Source organism: Mangrovimonas sp. DI 80 (genome assembly GCF_001975575.1).
Classification (GTDB): Bacteria; Bacteroidota; Bacteroidia; order Flavobacteriales; family Flavobacteriaceae; genus Mangrovimonas_A; species Mangrovimonas_A xylaniphaga.
In genome coordinates this window covers 647,845-663,910 of record NZ_MSDT01000002.1, presented here as the reverse complement: position 1 = coordinate 663,910, position 16,066 = coordinate 647,845, and the positions used below count along the sequence as shown (strand labels likewise).

15 protein-coding genes and 1 pseudogene are annotated in these 16,066 nt (G+C 39.6%); 8 read left to right on the top strand and 8 right to left on the bottom strand.

Annotation, left to right across the window (positions count from 1 at the left end):
- The first annotated feature begins 38 nt into the window (after positions 1-38).
- The 3 genes from BKM32_RS03545 to BKM32_RS03535 all read left to right on the top strand — a co-directional run bounded on the left by BKM32_RS03545 (position 39) and on the right by BKM32_RS03535 (position 3,531).
- Positions 39-1,493: an ATP-binding protein gene (locus BKM32_RS03545; protein WP_076662559.1), complete on the top strand. Its 1,455-nt coding sequence runs from the start codon at positions 39-41 to the stop codon at positions 1,491-1,493.
- A 55-nt stretch (positions 1,494-1,548) separates the two neighbouring features.
- Positions 1,549-2,331, top strand: coding sequence for an enoyl-CoA hydratase/isomerase family protein (locus tag BKM32_RS03540; RefSeq protein WP_076662558.1), 783 nt, complete (start codon positions 1,549-1,551; stop codon positions 2,329-2,331).
- A gap of 126 nt (positions 2,332-2,457) precedes the next feature.
- Positions 2,458-3,531 (top strand): PA0069 family radical SAM protein, encoded by a 1,074-nt coding sequence (locus BKM32_RS03535; protein ID WP_076662557.1) that lies wholly within the window; start codon positions 2,458-2,460, stop codon positions 3,529-3,531.
- Between the two features lie 79 nt (positions 3,532-3,610).
- Here BKM32_RS03535 and BKM32_RS03530 read toward each other — a convergent pair whose 3' ends face one another.
- Positions 3,611-4,219 carry a hypothetical protein gene (locus tag BKM32_RS03530; protein WP_076662556.1) on the bottom strand — a complete coding sequence of 203 codons (609 nt, stop codon included), beginning with the start codon at positions 4,217-4,219 and terminating at the stop codon, positions 3,611-3,613.
- A gap of 207 nt (positions 4,220-4,426) precedes the next feature.
- Between BKM32_RS03530 and BKM32_RS03525 the strand changes: the two genes are divergently transcribed.
- Positions 4,427-5,299 (top strand): AraC family transcriptional regulator, encoded by an 873-nt coding sequence (locus BKM32_RS03525; protein ID WP_053976430.1) that lies wholly within the window; start codon positions 4,427-4,429, stop codon positions 5,297-5,299.
- A 2-nt stretch (positions 5,300-5,301) separates the two neighbouring features.
- Here the strand turns inward: BKM32_RS03525 and BKM32_RS03520 are convergent, their stop codons facing one another.
- From BKM32_RS03520 to BKM32_RS03500, 5 genes are all read right to left on the bottom strand, one after another.
- Positions 5,302-5,955: an HD domain-containing protein gene (locus BKM32_RS03520; RefSeq protein WP_076662555.1), complete on the bottom strand. Its 654-nt coding sequence runs from the start codon at positions 5,953-5,955 to the stop codon at positions 5,302-5,304.
- 66 nt (positions 5,956-6,021) lie between these two features.
- Positions 6,022-7,011, bottom strand: a complete 990-nt coding sequence (locus tag BKM32_RS03515; protein WP_076662554.1) for an acyl-ACP desaturase — start codon at positions 7,009-7,011, stop codon at positions 6,022-6,024.
- A gap of 25 nt (positions 7,012-7,036) precedes the next feature.
- A complete protein-coding gene (locus BKM32_RS03510) occupies positions 7,037-7,771 on the bottom strand; it encodes a 1-acyl-sn-glycerol-3-phosphate acyltransferase (RefSeq protein ID WP_076662553.1) in 735 nt (244 codons plus the stop codon).
- Between the two features lie 90 nt (positions 7,772-7,861).
- A complete protein-coding gene (locus BKM32_RS03505) occupies positions 7,862-8,272 on the bottom strand; it encodes a BrxA/BrxB family bacilliredoxin (RefSeq protein ID WP_053977081.1) in 411 nt (136 codons plus the stop codon).
- An 86-nt stretch (positions 8,273-8,358) separates the two neighbouring features.
- On the bottom strand, positions 8,359-8,766 hold the full coding sequence (locus BKM32_RS03500) for a hypothetical protein (RefSeq protein WP_076662552.1): 408 nt from the start codon (positions 8,764-8,766) through the stop codon (positions 8,359-8,361).
- Positions 8,767-8,887: 121 nt separating this feature from the next.
- Here BKM32_RS03500 and BKM32_RS03495 point away from each other — a divergent pair, with 121 nt between their 5' ends.
- Positions 8,888-9,658: a molecular chaperone DjiA gene (locus BKM32_RS03495; protein WP_053977080.1), complete on the top strand. Its 771-nt coding sequence runs from the start codon at positions 8,888-8,890 to the stop codon at positions 9,656-9,658.
- Positions 9,659-9,662: 4 nt separating this feature from the next.
- Here BKM32_RS03495 and BKM32_RS03490 read toward each other — a convergent pair whose 3' ends face one another.
- On the bottom strand, positions 9,663-11,915 hold the full coding sequence (locus BKM32_RS03490; RefSeq protein ID WP_076663041.1) for a TonB-dependent receptor: 2,253 nt from the start codon (positions 11,913-11,915) through the stop codon (positions 9,663-9,665).
- 94 nt (positions 11,916-12,009) lie between these two features.
- On the opposite strand from BKM32_RS03490, the gene BKM32_RS03485 reads away from it, so the two are divergent.
- The 3 genes and pseudogenes from BKM32_RS03485 (at position 12,010) to feoB (ending at position 15,887) form a co-directional block, all read left to right on the top strand.
- Positions 12,010-12,663 carry a metal-dependent transcriptional regulator gene (locus BKM32_RS03485; RefSeq protein ID WP_053976423.1) on the top strand — a complete coding sequence of 218 codons (654 nt, stop codon included), beginning with the start codon at positions 12,010-12,012 and terminating at the stop codon, positions 12,661-12,663.
- Between the two features lie 3 nt (positions 12,664-12,666).
- Positions 12,667-13,692 (top strand): DtxR family transcriptional regulator, encoded by a 1,026-nt coding sequence (locus BKM32_RS03480; RefSeq protein WP_083702077.1) that lies wholly within the window; start codon positions 12,667-12,669, stop codon positions 13,690-13,692.
- Positions 13,693-13,694: 2 nt separating this feature from the next.
- Positions 13,695-15,887, top strand: a pseudogene (feoB, locus tag BKM32_RS03475) (ferrous iron transport protein B).
- A 19-nt stretch (positions 15,888-15,906) separates the two neighbouring features.
- Here feoB and BKM32_RS03470 read toward each other — a convergent pair.
- Positions 15,907-16,041, bottom strand: a complete 135-nt coding sequence (locus tag BKM32_RS03470) for a FeoB-associated Cys-rich membrane protein (RefSeq protein WP_076662551.1) — start codon at positions 16,039-16,041, stop codon at positions 15,907-15,909.
- Positions 16,042-16,066: the final 25 nt, after the last annotated feature.

Below are 16,066 nucleotides of genomic sequence, written 5' to 3'. Positions count from 1 at the left end.
GTGATTATTGTTATATTTATCGCACTAGAAAATTTCAAATGAAATTAAAAAAGCTTTCCCTTCGCGTCCGCATTTTCCTGGCCATGATTTTATTGGTGTTGATTGCTTCCATTCTTATTGTGGCGGTTACCGTGTACCAATACAATGAAGAGGCGTTGGACTACCATAGGGATCGCTTGGATAAAAAGGAGGAAAACATTAAAAGTAGTATTGATTTCACCATCAAGGAAACTACCTATCCCGTTACAACTGAAAATATTCCCAAAATTTTTAAGGACAAGATTTATGAAATTGCCGCTATTCACAAGCTGCAGGTAAACTTGTATGATTTGGAAGGAGGTTTGCTTAAAAGTTCCCGTCAGAGTATTTCCAACGATACTATCGCCAAATGTATCAATGCTGAAATTTTAAACACCTTGGCCAATACAGCCGAACACCGGCATGTGACAAAATACGTGGAAAACGGAAAGATCATCCAGTCTTCCTATACTTACATTACAGACCAGAAATTTAAGCCTTTGGGTATCCTGAATTTGCCATATATGGAAGACGACAAGTTTATGGATAAAGAGCTGTACGACTTTCTGGAGCGTTTGGTTTATGCCTATATTTTCATGATGTTGATTGCAGTGGCCTTGGCTTATTTGTTGTCAAAATACATTACGAAATCACTCAAGACCATTAGTGACAAGATTAACGAAACCCGACTTGAAAAACGCAACAAAAAAATTGACATAGAGTCTTCGAGTGAAGAGATAGTGACCTTGGTACATTCATATAATACTATGATTGACCAATTGGAGGAGAGTGCTGTAAAGTTGGCTACTAGCGAGCGTGAGCAGGCTTGGAGAGAAATGGCAAAACAGGTGGCTCATGAGATTAAAAACCCGTTAACACCTATGCGTTTGACTGTTCAGAATTTCCAAAGAAAGTTCGACCCGCAGGATCCTGATATCTATAAAAAGGTGAATGAATATTCCAAAACCTTGATTCAGCAAATCGATACCATGAGTTCCATTGCTTCCGCATTTTCAAATTTTGCCAAAATGCCTGCGCAGGAAAAGGAAACCCTTAATGTAGTGAAAATCGTAAAACTTGGATTGGATATCTTTAGTGAGGACTATATCATGTTTACTTCCGAAAAAGAAGAAATCATGGCTAAGTTTGATAGGACTCAACTCATCAGGGTGATTACCAATTTGGTGAAAAATGGGATTCAGGCCATACCAGATGAACAGGAGGAGAAGAAGATTGTAGTAGCTGTTTTAGACGATCATTCGAATGTAATTATTACCGTGGCTGATAATGGTCAGGGTATAACTGAAGCAAACAAACAAAAAATCTTCGAACCTAAGTTTACTACAAAGTCAAGCGGTATGGGACTTGGGCTTGCTATGGTAAAAAATATTGTGGAAACTTATAATGGAAGTATTACCTTTACCTCTGAAAAAGGAAAGGGCACTGTTTTTAAGGTGATTTTTCCTAAAGTATAACCTCTCTAGGCCTGTTGAGTTTTTTTAATGTTAGGCCTTTTTAATCTTCTTTACGATGAATTACGATAATATTATTTCTGAAGTAAATAATGGCATTGCCACTATTACCATAAACCGACCAAATAAGTTGAACGCTTTAAACAAAGCTACCATACAAGAACTACACGATGCTTTTAAGGAAGCAGATGACGACAATGGAGTTAAGGTTATTATCGTTACGGGCTCAGGAGAAAAAGCCTTTGTAGCTGGGGCCGATATTAGCGAATTTGCTGATTTTAGTGTAGCTCAGGGAAAGGAATTGGCGGCTAAAGGACATGAATTATTGTTCGATTTTGTGGCAAATTTATCCACTCCGGTTATTGCCGCAGTGAATGGTTTTGCACTTGGTGGCGGATTGGAGTTGGCCATGGCGGCACACTTTAGAATTGCCAGTAGCAATGCTAAAATGGGATTGCCAGAGGTGTCTTTGGGAGTAATTCCAGGATATGGTGGAACGCAAAGATTGCCACAATTGGTAGGGAAAGGACGTGCTATGGAAATGATCATGACAGCGGGAATGATTGATGCGCAAACTGCCTTGTCATATGGATTGGTGAATCATGTAACGGCTCAGGAGGAATTATTGGATTTGGCAGAGAGTATTGCTGCAAAGATCATGAAAAATTCTTCTGTGGCCATTGGTGCAGCCATTGCTGCCGTTAATGCTAATTATGAAGATGGTGTGAATGGTTTTGAACAGGAAATTCAGAAATTTGGGGAGGCTTTCGGTACGGAAGATTTCAAGGAAGGTACTACGGCGTTTTTAGAAAAACGTAAGGCCGAGTTTCCAGGAAAATAAAATTGATATTAAATAAGTTATAGAAAATGGGTTTGTTAAAAACCCATTTTTTATTTAACAGTTTTAGAGAGGCAATCTTCGTAAATTTAAAAACACTCGTTTTTATAACTCGGTTAATTATTACTTATGGATTCAAAGGCTATCATTAAAGGAAGAGGGGCGCAAGTAAATGTGTCCAATCGCTTTTTTGAGTTAAGCCATGAACTTCGTGATGATTTTTTGGAGTATTGTGCACAGGAGGGAGAGGCCGTTGATCCAAATAAAACAAGATATTTGGAGGTGTCCCCTAAAACCATTGTCAACAAGGTGGATAGCCCAGATGTAGGCATGGGCTATTCTATGAATATGTACCAAGGCTGCGAGCATGGATGTGTTTATTGTTATGCACGCAACAGTCACGAATATTGGGGCTATAGTGCAGGGTTGGATTTCGAGCGACAGATTTTGGTGAAAAAGGAAGCGCCTAAATTATTGGAAGCCTTCATAAAAAAGAAAAGTTGGAAGGCCCATACCATTGTGTTGTCTGGCAATACAGATTGTTATCAGCCTGCTGAACAGCAATTTGGAATTACAAGGAGGTGTCTTGGGGTTTTCTTAAAATATAAGCATCCAGTGGGCGTTATTACCAAAAATGCTTTGATATTAAGAGATCTGGATGTATTGCAGGAATTGGCCAAAGATAATCTGTTAGCTGTAAATATTTCCATTACTTCCCTTTCGGAAGAAACTAGGCGTATTTTGGAACCAAGGACGACCACTATTAAGAAGCGTTTAGAGACAGTAAAAGTATTGAGTGAGCATGGTATTCCTGTTAATGTGATGATCGCTCCAATTATTCCATCCATTAATAGTCACGAAATACTACCTTTGGCCAAAGCGGCGGCTGATGCGGGAGCTTTATCTATAGGGCATACCATTGTACGATTAAACGGTGCTATTGGGGAAATTTTTACCGATTGGATTAAGAAAACTTTGCCAGATGGGGCTGATAAAGTATTGCATCAAATTGAAGATTGTCATGGTGGTTCTCTTAATGATAGTAGATATGGTACACGGATGAGGGGTGAAGGGAAAATTGCGGAACAAATAAATGACTTGATTAAGCTGGCTCGAAATAAATACTTCAAGGATAAAAAAATGCCTGGTTTAAATCATGATCTTCACGAGCAATATAAGGATGGGCAATTAAAATTGTTTTAAAACGAAAAGAGCAGCCTTAAAGCTGCTCCCTTACTAACTAACATTCTAACATTATCTAATAATCAAACTTGTAAATGGGTTATATTTTCATGGAATGTGTAAATTCTCTACCTTCAGTAGTCACAACAATTCTATAATCCCCTTTTCTGCTTTTATCCAATTTGTAAATACGCTCTACCACTTTTTCGTTTTTAATGGTTTCAGAGTGGATAGATTCAAACTCGTCATCGTGGTCGTAAGAATCGTCATAGTAAATGTCTACTTCAACAGGAGTTAATTCCAAATCCAATTTAGAGAACATGATTTTGTTGCCTTCTACTCTAAAAATAGGCTTGTAGAATTTGGTCTCTTTTTGTTTGTTGAATTCCACTTCGTGGGATTGTACTTTAAATGGAATGATCTCAATGGCTACGTCCTTGTCTATTTCAAAGAAATAATTCCCGTTTGGAAGTTCTGTAAGGTCGAACAAGTTGGTATAAGTTCCAGAGCTTGTAATGGTTTCTTTATAAAGTACCAATCCGCTTAAATCTCTGATCATTAATTTTTGTCCCTGTTTTACATCTTCCAAAGTCAACATTGTTTTTTTTGCCGCCTTCATTTCTAAGGAAGAAATGTTTGTGTTCGCATAACCGCTCATGGCTGCAATTAATGCTACCATAAGGATACTGTTTTTAATTGCTCTTTTCATGACACATATTTTTTAAGTTATTTGATATTCCAAAAGTAGGCGCAATTTCAGGGGAGAAAAACATCAATTTTTTCCAATTTATATGTTTAATTAACATTAATGCGTGTGTTAAGAAATTATTAAGTTAATTTAGCATAGATAATAGTTAAAATGGCATATACGTTAGGTTTCCATTAATATTAATTTTGTATTTAAATTGCTGTTCCAATGAAAATTAAGCCTACATATGAGAAGGTAAGCCCTAGTTTTGGTAACTCTATACTTGTTAGCCAACATACTGAAGCCGCGACCAATAATAATGGGAAGTGGCATTTTCATCCAGAAATTGAATTGGTATATGTAAATCAAGGAAGAGGAAAGCGCCATATTGGTAATCACCTATCCTATTTTAACAATAGTCAATTGATTTTGTTGGGGTCTAATCTGCCTCATTATGGCTTTACCGATCGTTTAACCAGTAAGGGTTCTGAAACTATTATTCATTTTATGCCCGATTTTTTGGGAGATTTGTTTTTTCAGAAACCAGAAATGGCTGCTATCAATCAATTGTTGGAACGTGCCAAAAGTGGCATTCTGTTTAAACCGGATACTAAAAAGATTGTGGGGCCAAAAATTGAAAGCTTGATTGAATATGAAGGTTTCAATAGAATAATGAAGCTTTTGGAAATCTTAAATGATTTGGGTCTGTCTAAAGACTATACCTTATTAAACGTAGATGGGTTTGCTTTTGAAACGGAGCCCAAAGACAGTGACAAGCTCAATATTATTTTTAAATATATCAATAACCACTTTATGGCTCCTATTCCCTTGGAAGATATCGCAGATAGGGTGAGTATGACGGTACCTGCCTTCTGTAGGTATTTAAAAAAGGCCACTGGAAAGACTTTTACCAGATTGGTAAATGAATACCGAGTGGTGCACGCAACAAAATTATTGAACGAAAGTCAGTTGAGTATTGCCGATATCTGTTTTGAAAGTGGTTTCAACAACTTCTCACATTTCAATAAAACCTTTAAGGAGATTACTGGTAAAAGTGCCTCAAAATACCGTGCCGAAATCAAGCACGTTATTCAATATTAGACTTATTTTTCGCCATCCCATTCTGCATAGAATTGCTGTAAGTATGCTTCCATAAAAGCATGGCGCTGCTCTGCAATTTGTTTGCCTGTTTGGGTGTTCATGCGATCTTTTAGCAGTAATAGCTTTTCATAAAAATGATTGATGGAAGGCGCTGTGGAAGCTTTGTACTCTTCCTTGCTCATGTTGAGGTTGGGTTGAATTTCAGGATCGAACAGCTTTCGGTTTTTGAAACCTCCATAATTAAAGCATCGGGCGATCCCAATAGCGCCAATGGCATCTAGTCTGTCGGCATCTTGTACAACATCCAATTCAGGAGACTTGAATACCTGTGCTTCATTGCCGCCTTTAAAGGAAATATGGGAAATGATATTGACGACATGCTCAATTATAACAGAATCTACATTTTGATTGAACAGAAATTCTCTGGCAACTTTTGGTCCTAAGGTTTCATCACCGTCATAAAACTTACTGTCGGCAATATCGTGCAGTAAAGCACCTAGTTGTACTACGAACAAATCTACATTTTCGGTGTTGCCAATATGTACGGCATTGTTGTAAACTCTTAAAATATGAAACCAATCGTGTCCGCCTTCGGCTTTGGAAAGTTGTTCTTGGACAAAGGTTTTGGTGTTGGCAATAATCTGTTCTGTATTCATATGCTGTAAAACTAAAAATTCCTTCTAGAAAACTAAAAGGAATTTATATGGAGTTAGATTGGTTTATTATTTCAATGCTGCTGGCTCTACCCATTTAAATTGGTATGAGTTTTCTGGAACTCTCATACGCTCTGATAAACGCGTTAACCTTGCAGGTAACTTCATTAAGTAATCTCTTGCTTTTTCTGCCTCATCATTAAGATTGGTAATCTTATCGATTTCCCAACGTTTTATAAGCTTTTCTAATATTTCCACGTAATCTGTAGAGGTGTAAACCCCGATACGTTGTGCTGTATTCGAAAATTCTTCAAAAGCCGTAGAAATTTTATCTCCAGATTCTCTTAGGAAATGTGCTGGCATGGTGATTTTTTTCTTCATCATGTATTGAAAAGCCATCATCATTTGGCTAGGATCTACCTTAAAAATACGGTCCACAAAATCACAGTAAGCGTGGTGGTGACGCATTTCGTCTCCAGAAATGATTTTACACATTTTGGATAGTTGCTTGTTGCCTTTGTCTTTGGCAATCTTCGCTACGCGGTTATGTGAAATATAAGTTGCCAATTCCTGGAAACTGGTGTATAAGAAGTTTTTGTAAGGATCTCTATCGGTTCCAATGTCAAAACCATCGGCAATTAAGTATTGCGTGGTTTTTTCAATTTCTTTCATGTTTACGCGACCAGAAAGGTAAAGGTATTTGTTAAGCACATCTCCGTGGCGGTTCTCTTCGGCCGTCCAATGGCGCACCCATTTTCCCCAGCCATTACGCCCCACTTGGTCTACTCCTTCTACGTCCATTAACCAGGATTCGTAGGTTGGTAAGGCTTCTTCAGTAATCATGTCACCTACTAAAACTACCCAAAAATCATAAGGAAGTTCTTTGGATAATTCACGGATTTCTTCTACTTCTGAGAAAAAAGTGTCGGATTCCGAATCTGGCAAAAAGTCTGTTGGTTGCCAGATGGTTTCTATTGGGAGAAGGTACTTATCTATCAAGGAATCAACGTCTTTTTCCAAAAACTTCATGACTTCCAATCGTACATTTTTTAAAGACATAATAATATGTGTTAATTGTTTGGTGTTAAGGTTGAACGTGTGAGGTAATTGTGTGTTCTACGCTATCAATCAGCTCATCGGTATTTGCAAAGGTAGCGATTTTAAGAGGCTTATGCACCGTCAAGGTAATATTTGCTCCCAATCCCATAGGGAATTTACCGTAACGTAAAGTCTTCCAAGAGTTATTTATGGTTAGCGGCACTACTGTAGCTGTAGGAATATTTTTGATCAAAGTTTGTAATCCACGTCTTTGAAATGGTTTTGGATGCCCATTTTTACTGCGTGTCCCTTCTGGGAAAATAACCGCAGCATAGTTGGTTTCGTTGATGAATTTTGAAAAGTCACTAATGGCTTTAATGGACTGTCTAGGGTTTTTACGATCAATCAAAGCCGAACCTCCGTGTCGTAAATTGTAAGAGACACTAGGAATGCCTTTTCCCAATTCAATCTTACTTATAAACTTCGGGTGATGCTTTCTCATAAACCACATTATTGGCGAAATATCATACATGCTCTGATGGTTGGCCACAATGATAACGGGAGCATCAGTATCGATATTGTAAGGGTTGTTATAGGTAAAGCGGGTGCCAAGAATGTTCAAACAGCGTAACAAACAAAATTGAAGGATGTTTACGGTTTTTTCAAGGGTGTGGTAACCAAAAACACGGTGACTGATCCATAGGATGGGGTGGAATATCAAGAGTGTCAATCCAAAGGCAATAAAGTAAAGAACCGTTAGAGGGTATGCTAGGATTTTCATTTAGTAGCTAATAGGTTTTAAATTAAGGTCCAAAATTACACATAAAAAAACCACGCAAAAAGCGTGGTTTGCAATATTTGGAAAAGTTGTTTAGCAAAACTCGTTGTAGGCGTCCACAAGGTTTTCGGCAATCATTTCGGCCGGACGTCCTTCAATGTGGTGACGCTCTAGCATGTGTACCAATTCTCCATTTTTAAATAGCGCCATAGAAGGGGAGCTTGGAGGAAATGGAATCATATATGAACGGGCTTTGTCCGTTGCTTCTTTATCTACACCTGCAAAAACAGTTACCAAGTGGTCTGGGCGTTTTGCATTTTGCAAACTTTGTCTTGCTCCAGGTCTTGCATTGGCTGCGGCACATCCGCATACAGAATTTACTACCACAAGGGTGGTTCCTTCTTTTGCAATTGCAGCGTCTACAGCTTCTACGGTGTGTAGTTCTTCAAAACCAACTTTGGTTAAATCTTCGCGCATTGGTTTTACTAATTCTGCTGGATACATATGTTTAAGTTTTTTTGTTAAAAATTCATTCGATGCAAAGTTAATCAAAAATAGGGCAAAAAAGGCTTGGCAAATATATGTTCGTGTTAATCTTTGTTAAAGGTAAGGAGAAACCCATCGGCGGCAACATTGTCATCTAGAGTCATTTGGTTACTAGAGATGTTGAGCTGTCCATTCAGCATGTTTTCAACAGTAATATATTCTCTTTCTTCAGTGGTGCTTAGGTTATAACTGTATGTACCGGTGGGTAGTCCGTCATAAATAGTGTTCTCTGTATTGTTGTTGGTAACAGTTATGGTGGTGTTGGATGTATTGAAATCCCAAACAATGAGGCCCGGTTCAAATTCGTCATCTACACCAGCAAAGCCACCAGTAACTTTTACTAAGTTCCAAGAGCCTTCTAAAGTGTTGGTGTTGGCATTGTCATCGTCAGAATTGCAACAGGAGTATAAACTGCTGAAGAATAGGAGTGCAATTAAAAGTTGGGTTTTCATAAAGCGTGGTTGTGTGTTGTGATTTATAGATGATGAAAATGTCTAAAGGTTGCGTATTCCAAAGTAAAAAGCCTCAATGAAAAATTGCAAAATAGTATCTTTGGAATTCAAAACGAAACAGATGAGTTTTTCAAAATGGATTGGGGCTTCCTTGGGGTGGTCTATTGGTGGCCCAATAGGAGCTATTATTGGTTTGGCACTTGGCAGTATGGTGGATGCTGCGGTTAATGAAAATAGAGATACCTTACTGGGGGAAGGCAAGGGACGAAAAAGGCCTCAATATTCTACCGAAACACATACTAGGCCACAAACGCAATCGGGGGATTTTGAAGTGAGTTTGCTGGTGTTGGCTTCGGTAGTCATCAAGGCTGATGGCAAACAAGACCAACGTGAATTGGATTTTGTGCGCCAGCAGTTTGCCAATATGTATGGAAAAGAGCGTGCCAATCATGCTTTCAAACTTTTTAAAGGCATTAGCAAACAGAATATTTCTACACGACAGGTCTGCGGACAGATTTATAGAATGATGGACCATCCATCACGTTTGCAGTTGTTGCATTTTCTCTTCGGAATCGCCAAAGCAGATGGGCATGTTACCGAAGCTGAAGTCACGCAAATCTATACCATTTCGGGGTATTTGGGTATTAGTGCCCGCGACTTTGAAAGTATCAAGGCCATGTTCTATAACAGTACCGATAATGCCTATAAAATCTTGGAAATTGAGCAGTCGGCTTCTGTGGAAGAGATTAAGGCTGCGTATCGTAAAATGGCCAAAAAGTACCACCCAGATAGAGTGATTCACCTAGGGGAAGAGCATCGAAAGGGAGCAGAAGAAAAGTTCCGTCAGGTGCAGGAGGCCTATGAACAACTTCAAAAGGAGAAGGGGTTTTAGGTTCTTACTTTACATTAAATCTAACACCAATAAAGAAACGTCTGCCTTGATTAGGTGCAAAGACATAGGAGGGATCAAAAGTTAAAGCGTATGGGTTGTCTGCAGTTGGGACAACATTCCCGTCATTATCAAATGCTACGTTTTCATCAAACGGATCATGGGCTCTAGCGATAATAAACGGATTGCCTTTGTTTGGGGTCCAATTGAGAAGGTTTTTAATACCGGTATAAAATTCAAAATTAGTCAACCCGTCATAGGTAAGTTGAATATTTTGAATGCTCCATACGGGAGAATATGCACTTCTAGGGTCTAGGTCTCCCAATAATGGAAGCCGCATGGGACCATAGAGGTTTCCGGTATAATCCAAACTGAGGTTGGTTGGGTAATTTTTGTAGGTAAGCGCCCAGGTGCCTGAGAATTTTTCGGTTAGGATTTGCTCGATTTTTTGACCATCGCGCTGCTGGGAGACATCTTGAAAGGTGGCTCCTAAAAGCGCTTTTAAGCCACTGGCAAAGGAGGCGTCTATATTTATGCTAATTCCTTTTGAAGTGGCATATCCGTCTAGGTTTTTATAAATGATCTGATTGGGGTTACTGTCATAATCTGGTATAATGGCATTGGTAAAATAAGTGTACCAAATAGAGGTGTCGAAGTTGAACATCATATCGTTATTGGTGTAAAGTTTTTTGAGATAATTCAAGTTGATATTGAAGGAGCGTTCGGGTTTGAGCGTTTCTTCAATAATGACCTCTCGAGATCCCGTAAGGGCAGCGTGTTCCTCAGTAAATAAGTTGACAACCCTAAAGCCTGTGCCTGCATTTAAGCGAAGGATATCAGTGTCTGTAGGATTGAATTTGTAGGCAATTCTAGGTGTAAGAATGGAGCCGTGTCGATGGTCATAATCGTAGCGTAGGCCTAACAATAGTTTTTGTTTAGTTGCAATTTGAATTTCATCTTGTGCAAATACAGAAGGAATCAACACTTCGTCTGCTGTAATGGTGGCGGGCGTGTTGTCGTTGTAAAAATTATAACGGGCCGCTACACCAAATAATAAGTTGTGTTTTTGGAGTGGTTTGTCCCAAACCAATTGGGTAAATCCTATGTGTTGCTGCGCAAGGTAGGGCGAGTTCCCATACACTGAATTTTGATCGTGATCGGCATAAGAAAATTGTAGGTCGAGCAATTCGGTGGTTGGCAATTGATAATTTCCTAAAAGTTCAAAGCGTGTAGTATAGATGCTTTCTCCGTAGATTTCATCGCCTCCTCGGTAACTTTTATTCCATTGCATTTCACCGCCCCAACGGTCTTCATAAAAAAAACGTCCTGCAATAGACAATTGTTTATTGCTATTGCGTTTAAAATGCCATTTTTGAAAAACGGAAATCCGATCTTGTAGAGTAACATCGGTAAAATTATCGTGGTTGTTGTCAATAGGGTTACTGTAATTGTAATAGTTTGCTCCAGTGAGTAGCGATATTTTTTTGCCGAGATTTAATTTCAATCCCAAATCCAAATTAGACTCTCCCCAACTGGTTACAAAACCATCGGTGGCAATGGTTGAGGCTGAACTTGGATGCTTGGTGATGATATTGATAAGTCCTCCAACCGCTTCACTTCCGTAAAGGGATGAAGCGGGGCCTTTGATGATTTCAACCTGTTCAATCAAGGAATTTGGAATTCCGGATAGGCCATACACGGTAGATAAACCACTTACAATAGGCATCCCGTCGATAAGCACCAAAGTGTAAGGGCCTTCCAAGCCATTAATGTGAATATCCCCGGTATTGCAAACATTGCAATTGAGTTGAGGTCGTACACCATTCACATTTTGTAAAGCTTCAAAGATGTTGGGAGTTGGGTTTTTCTTGAGAAAAGTGGTGGAATAGACTTCAACAGGTACGGGGCTCTCCAATCGGTTAACAGGTTTTAGGGTGCCGGTTATGACTATTTCGTCCAAGGATTCGGTTTCTTCCAATTCAAAGGAAAGATGAAGGTCTCTGTCTTTTAATTCAATTTGTCTTTGTTGGGTTTTATATCCGGTAAAGGAAACAACTATTGTGTATGCGCCAGAAGGGATATTGTTCAATTGGTAAGTCCCTTTGTCATTGCTGGTAGTTCCTTTTGAAGTATTTTTTAAGTAGATGTTGGCAAAGGGTAATTGGACTCCGTTGGAAGTAATCACGCCGTTGATGTTATAGGTATGCTGGGCAGCTGCCGTTACAGTGAGAAGATATATAAGGATGATTGAGAGTCTCATGTTGTTAATTTCTGCAAAGGTAAACATAAATTTAGATAAGACTAAAAATTAATTTATATGAACAAAATCCTTATCTTTGTAAAAAATTAATAACATGTTAAGCCTTGCAGAGGAGAATTATTTAAAAGCTATTTATCATTTAGGGAAGTTTGGAACTATTTCTGTCAGTACCAATGCCATTGCCGAACAGATGCAAACCAAGGCCTCATCGGTGACGGATATGATTAAAAAATTGGCGGAAAAGGATCTGGTTATTTACAAGCGTTACCAAGGCGCCAAGCTGACTTCTGCTGGTAATAAAATAGCAGCTTCTGTAGTGAGAAAGCATAGGCTTTGGGAAGTATTCTTGGTGGAGCATCTCAGCTTTTCTTGGGACGAGGTGCATGAGGTGGCTGAGCAATTGGAGCATATCAAATCCGAAAAATTGATCAATCAATTGGATGCCTTTTTGGAATTTCCAACCCATGACCCTCACGGTGATCCTATTCCCGATAAAAATGGACAAATACAAAAAACAGACAAGGTGTTGTTGTCACAAATTGACGAGGCCGAGTCTTGTATGTGTGTGGGAGTAAAAGATTCTTCCAGTGAATTTTTGAAATACTTGGATAAACATAAAATTGCCTTGGGCACCGAATTGAAGGTGCTGTCCAAAGAGTCTTTTGATGAGTCCATGATTTTGGAAGTGCATCAAAAACCATTAAGTATTTCCAAAGTGGTTTCCAATAATCTGTTCGTAAAAAAATAGAGTATGAATGTAAGCGGGCCATTATTTAATCTGTTAGTGTTTTTAGGAGTGTTGGTCTTGGCATATGTGCTTTTTAGGCCAACTAAGGGATGGTTTTGGCTTGTTGCCAACAGTGTGAAAACGAACCAAAAGGTCATTACTGAAGATGTTTTAAAACAGCTCTATACCTTGGAAAACCAAGGAGAGCATATTTTAAAGAAGGAGGTTGTTAATAGTTTGCAATATAACGATAGTACTTTGGAAGGTGTCATTGCCACAATGGCTGAAAATGGATTGGTGGATGAACCAAGTCAAGGAGAAATTAGGCTGACTGCTTTAGGACGGGACTATGCCCTTAAGATTGTGAGAGTGCACCGTCTTTGGGAAAAATATTTGGCCGAGAAGACGGGGTTTGATAAAACTGAATGGCATGCCAGAGCCGAAAAGATGGAGCACCAATTGAGCCATGAGGAAACCAATGTTTTGGCTACGGAATTGGGAAATCCAATCTACGATCCGCATGGGGATCCTATTCCTTCGCATTCTGGGGAATATGCAGATATTGATGGAGCACATTTAAATGATTTGCCTGTGGATACCGTTGGTAAAATTGTTCATGTAGAAGATGAGCCAGAGGTGTATTACCGACAAATATTGGCAGAGAATATTCATATTGGTTCTGTCATCCGTGTGGTAGAAAATACTGATAGACGTGTGTTGTTTTACGCGGAAGGGGAAGAGTTTATCCTTGCGCCAGAAGTAGCGCGTAATTTGACCATAGAAGTGTTTGAAACCCAAGAAGAACTTGAGGAATTGGCTGTAAGGCTATCTGCTTTAGGAACTGGGGAAAAAGCTGAGATCTTGGGAATTTCAAAAGAATGTAGAGGTGATAGCAGAAGGCGTTTATTGGATTTGGGGTTTGTAAAAGGAACCCCCATTCAGATAGATTTGGTGAGTCCACTGCAGAACCCAAAGGCCTATTTGGTGAAGGGAACAACAATTGCTCTAAGGGATGATCAGGCGGCCAAAATTCTAATTAAAAAGATGTAAGGATGGGAAAGAATTTAGTATCGAGTGCTTGTGAAGTATGTCCACAATACAATCCGGATGGTTTGAAAAAGTTGGGAGTTAATGTCGAAAATACCGATTATGTGGTGGCTTTGGCAGGGAATCCCAATACGGGAAAGAGTACCGTGTTTAATGCCTTAACAGGTTTGCGTCAGCATACGGGGAATTGGCCGGGTAAAACGGTAACGAGGGCAGAAGGCGCTTTTGGATATAATGACAAAACCTATAAGTTGGTGGATCTGCCGGGAACCTATTCTTTGTTATCCACTTCAGAGGATGAGGAAGTCGCTAGGAATTTTATTCTCTTTGGAAAGCCTGACGTAACGGTGATTGTGGTAGATGCTGGACGTTTGGAGCGCAACCTTAATTTGGTGTTGCAAATTCTTGAAATTACCGATAAGGCAGTGTTATGTCTCAACCTCATGGATGAGGCCAAACGCAACCATGTAGAAGTGAATGAACGGGCTTTGGCCAAACGTTTGGGAGTTCCTGTGGTGGCAGCCAGTGCCAGATTCAACAAAGGAATTCCAGAATTGATTGATGTGATTTCACAAGTGGCCACAGGGAAGATTGCCTGTAAGCCCCATCGTATTACCAATGTTCCTAAACATATCAATGATGCCGTTAAAAAATTGAGTGATCAAATCAAGCAACGGTTCCCGAATGTTCCCAACAGTCGTTGGATTGCTTTTAGGTTGTTGGACGGTGACCAAAGAATTATTGAGGCCTTACGTGAAGGCGAATTTGAATTGCAATAATTGATGAAAGATAGCGTAGAAGATATTATAGAACTTTCCAACGATTTGCGTTGGAAAATGGGTGGTGATTTTCATGATCAAATTACCGAAAGTATTTATGCCGATGCCTCGGAAATTGTAGAGGCTACGGTGACCACCGATAGCAGAAAGGGACGTAACGCTGTAGATGTGACTATAGACAGGATTGTGACCAGCAGAAAATGGGGGTTTCCAATCATGTTTTTGGTGTTGGGGGTGGTGCTTTGGCTGACCATTATTGGGGCTAATTACCCATCGGGTTTACTGGCAGAATTGTTGTTGGATACCATTCATCCAGCCTTGAAAAGTGGGGCTGCCAGTTTGCATTTCCCATGGTGGCTAAGCGGTTTTTTAATTGACGGGGTCTACCTAGCTTTGGCGTGGGTTATTGCGGTAATGTTGCCACCTATGGCTATTTTCTTTCCCTTGTTTACGTTGCTTGAAGATTTCGGGTATTTGCCAAGGGTTGCCTTTAATTTGGATAATCTCTTTAAAAAAGCAGGGGCTCATGGTAAACAGGCTTTGACGATGAGTATGGGATTTGGCTGTAATGCAGCGGGTGTTGTGGCTACAAGAATTATAGATAGTCCACGTGAACGATTGATTGCGATTATCACCAACAACTTTTCCTTGTGTAATGGGCGCTGGCCTACACAGATTTTAATTGCTACTATTTTTGTGGGGGCGGTGGTGCCTAAAGCCTTGTCTGGAACTGCGGCGGTACTTTCTGTAATTGGGATTGCGGTGTTGGGAATGGCCTTTATGTTTACCAGTTCTTGGTTATTGTCCAAAACAGTCTTGAAAGGGCAGGTGTCTACCTTTAATTTGGAATTGCCTCCCTACAGACCACCGCGATTTTGGAAAACCCTTTATACCTCATTAATTGATAGAACCTTGATCGTGTTGTGGCGGGCCATTGTATTTGCAGCCCCTGCAGGTGCGGTGATTTGGTTGATTTCCAATATTATGATTGGGGAACATAGTATTGCCTATTGGATGATAAATTCCTTGGACGGTTTTGGATGGTTGATTGGTTTGAATGGGGTGATTTTGGTCGCTTATATTGTGGCAATTCCAGCCAATGAAATTGTCATTCCTACGGTTTTAATGTTGACGGTTTTGGTAACTGGAATGTCAGGTGGTGAAGGTGCTGGTGTCATGTTTGAACTAGACTCGGCCAATGCAACGGGGGAAATTTTAAAGACGGGAGGTTGGACCTTATTAACAGCCGTAAATTTAATGTTATTCAGTTTGTTGCACAATCCCTGTAGCACGACTATTTATACTATTTATAGGGAAACCAAAAGTGTGAAATGGACGGCAGTGGCCACCTTGATGCCTTTAATTATGGGGTTTGTAGTGACCTTTTTGGTAGCTCAGGTTTGGCGATTATTAACTTAAATTAGTCTAGAAAGATGGCTTAATGACAGCCACAATCATCCTTACCACAACTTTTAGTAGGGGCTTTTTTGGTCCAAAAGAACTTCTTGACCAAGAAAGCAACCGCCAAGACTAAGGCGGTAATGACTAATATGTTTTGAATAAGGGTATTCATGGTTGTTTAGTCTTTATTTTAGTGG

Coding starts and splice junctions, on each gene's coding strand:
- BKM32_RS03545 (WP_076662559.1), top strand. CDS start 39: ATGAAATTAAAAAAGCTTTCCCTTCGCGTCCGCATTTTCCTGGCCATG.
- BKM32_RS03540 (WP_076662558.1), top strand. CDS start 1,549: ATGAATTACGATAATATTATTTCTGAAGTAAATAATGGCATTGCCACT.
- BKM32_RS03535 (WP_076662557.1), top strand. CDS start 2,458: ATGGATTCAAAGGCTATCATTAAAGGAAGAGGGGCGCAAGTAAATGTG.
- BKM32_RS03530 (WP_076662556.1), bottom strand. CDS start 4,219: ATGAAAAGAGCAATTAAAAACAGTATCCTTATGGTAGCATTAATTGCA.
- BKM32_RS03525 (WP_053976430.1), top strand. CDS start 4,427: ATGAAAATTAAGCCTACATATGAGAAGGTAAGCCCTAGTTTTGGTAAC.
- BKM32_RS03520 (WP_076662555.1), bottom strand. CDS start 5,955: ATGAATACAGAACAGATTATTGCCAACACCAAAACCTTTGTCCAAGAA.
- BKM32_RS03515 (WP_076662554.1), bottom strand. CDS start 7,011: ATGTCTTTAAAAAATGTACGATTGGAAGTCATGAAGTTTTTGGAAAAA.
- BKM32_RS03510 (WP_076662553.1), bottom strand. CDS start 7,771: ATGAAAATCCTAGCATACCCTCTAACGGTTCTTTACTTTATTGCCTTT.
- BKM32_RS03505 (WP_053977081.1), bottom strand. CDS start 8,272: ATGTATCCAGCAGAATTAGTAAAACCAATGCGCGAAGATTTAACCAAA.
- BKM32_RS03500 (WP_076662552.1), bottom strand. CDS start 8,766: ATGAAAACCCAACTTTTAATTGCACTCCTATTCTTCAGCAGTTTATAC.
- BKM32_RS03495 (WP_053977080.1), top strand. CDS start 8,888: ATGAGTTTTTCAAAATGGATTGGGGCTTCCTTGGGGTGGTCTATTGGT.
- BKM32_RS03490 (WP_076663041.1), bottom strand. CDS start 11,915: ATGAGACTCTCAATCATCCTTATATATCTTCTCACTGTAACGGCAGCT.
- BKM32_RS03485 (WP_053976423.1), top strand. CDS start 12,010: ATGTTAAGCCTTGCAGAGGAGAATTATTTAAAAGCTATTTATCATTTA.
- BKM32_RS03480 (WP_083702077.1), top strand. CDS start 12,667: ATGAATGTAAGCGGGCCATTATTTAATCTGTTAGTGTTTTTAGGAGTG.
- BKM32_RS03470 (WP_076662551.1), bottom strand. CDS start 16,041: ATGAATACCCTTATTCAAAACATATTAGTCATTACCGCCTTAGTCTTG.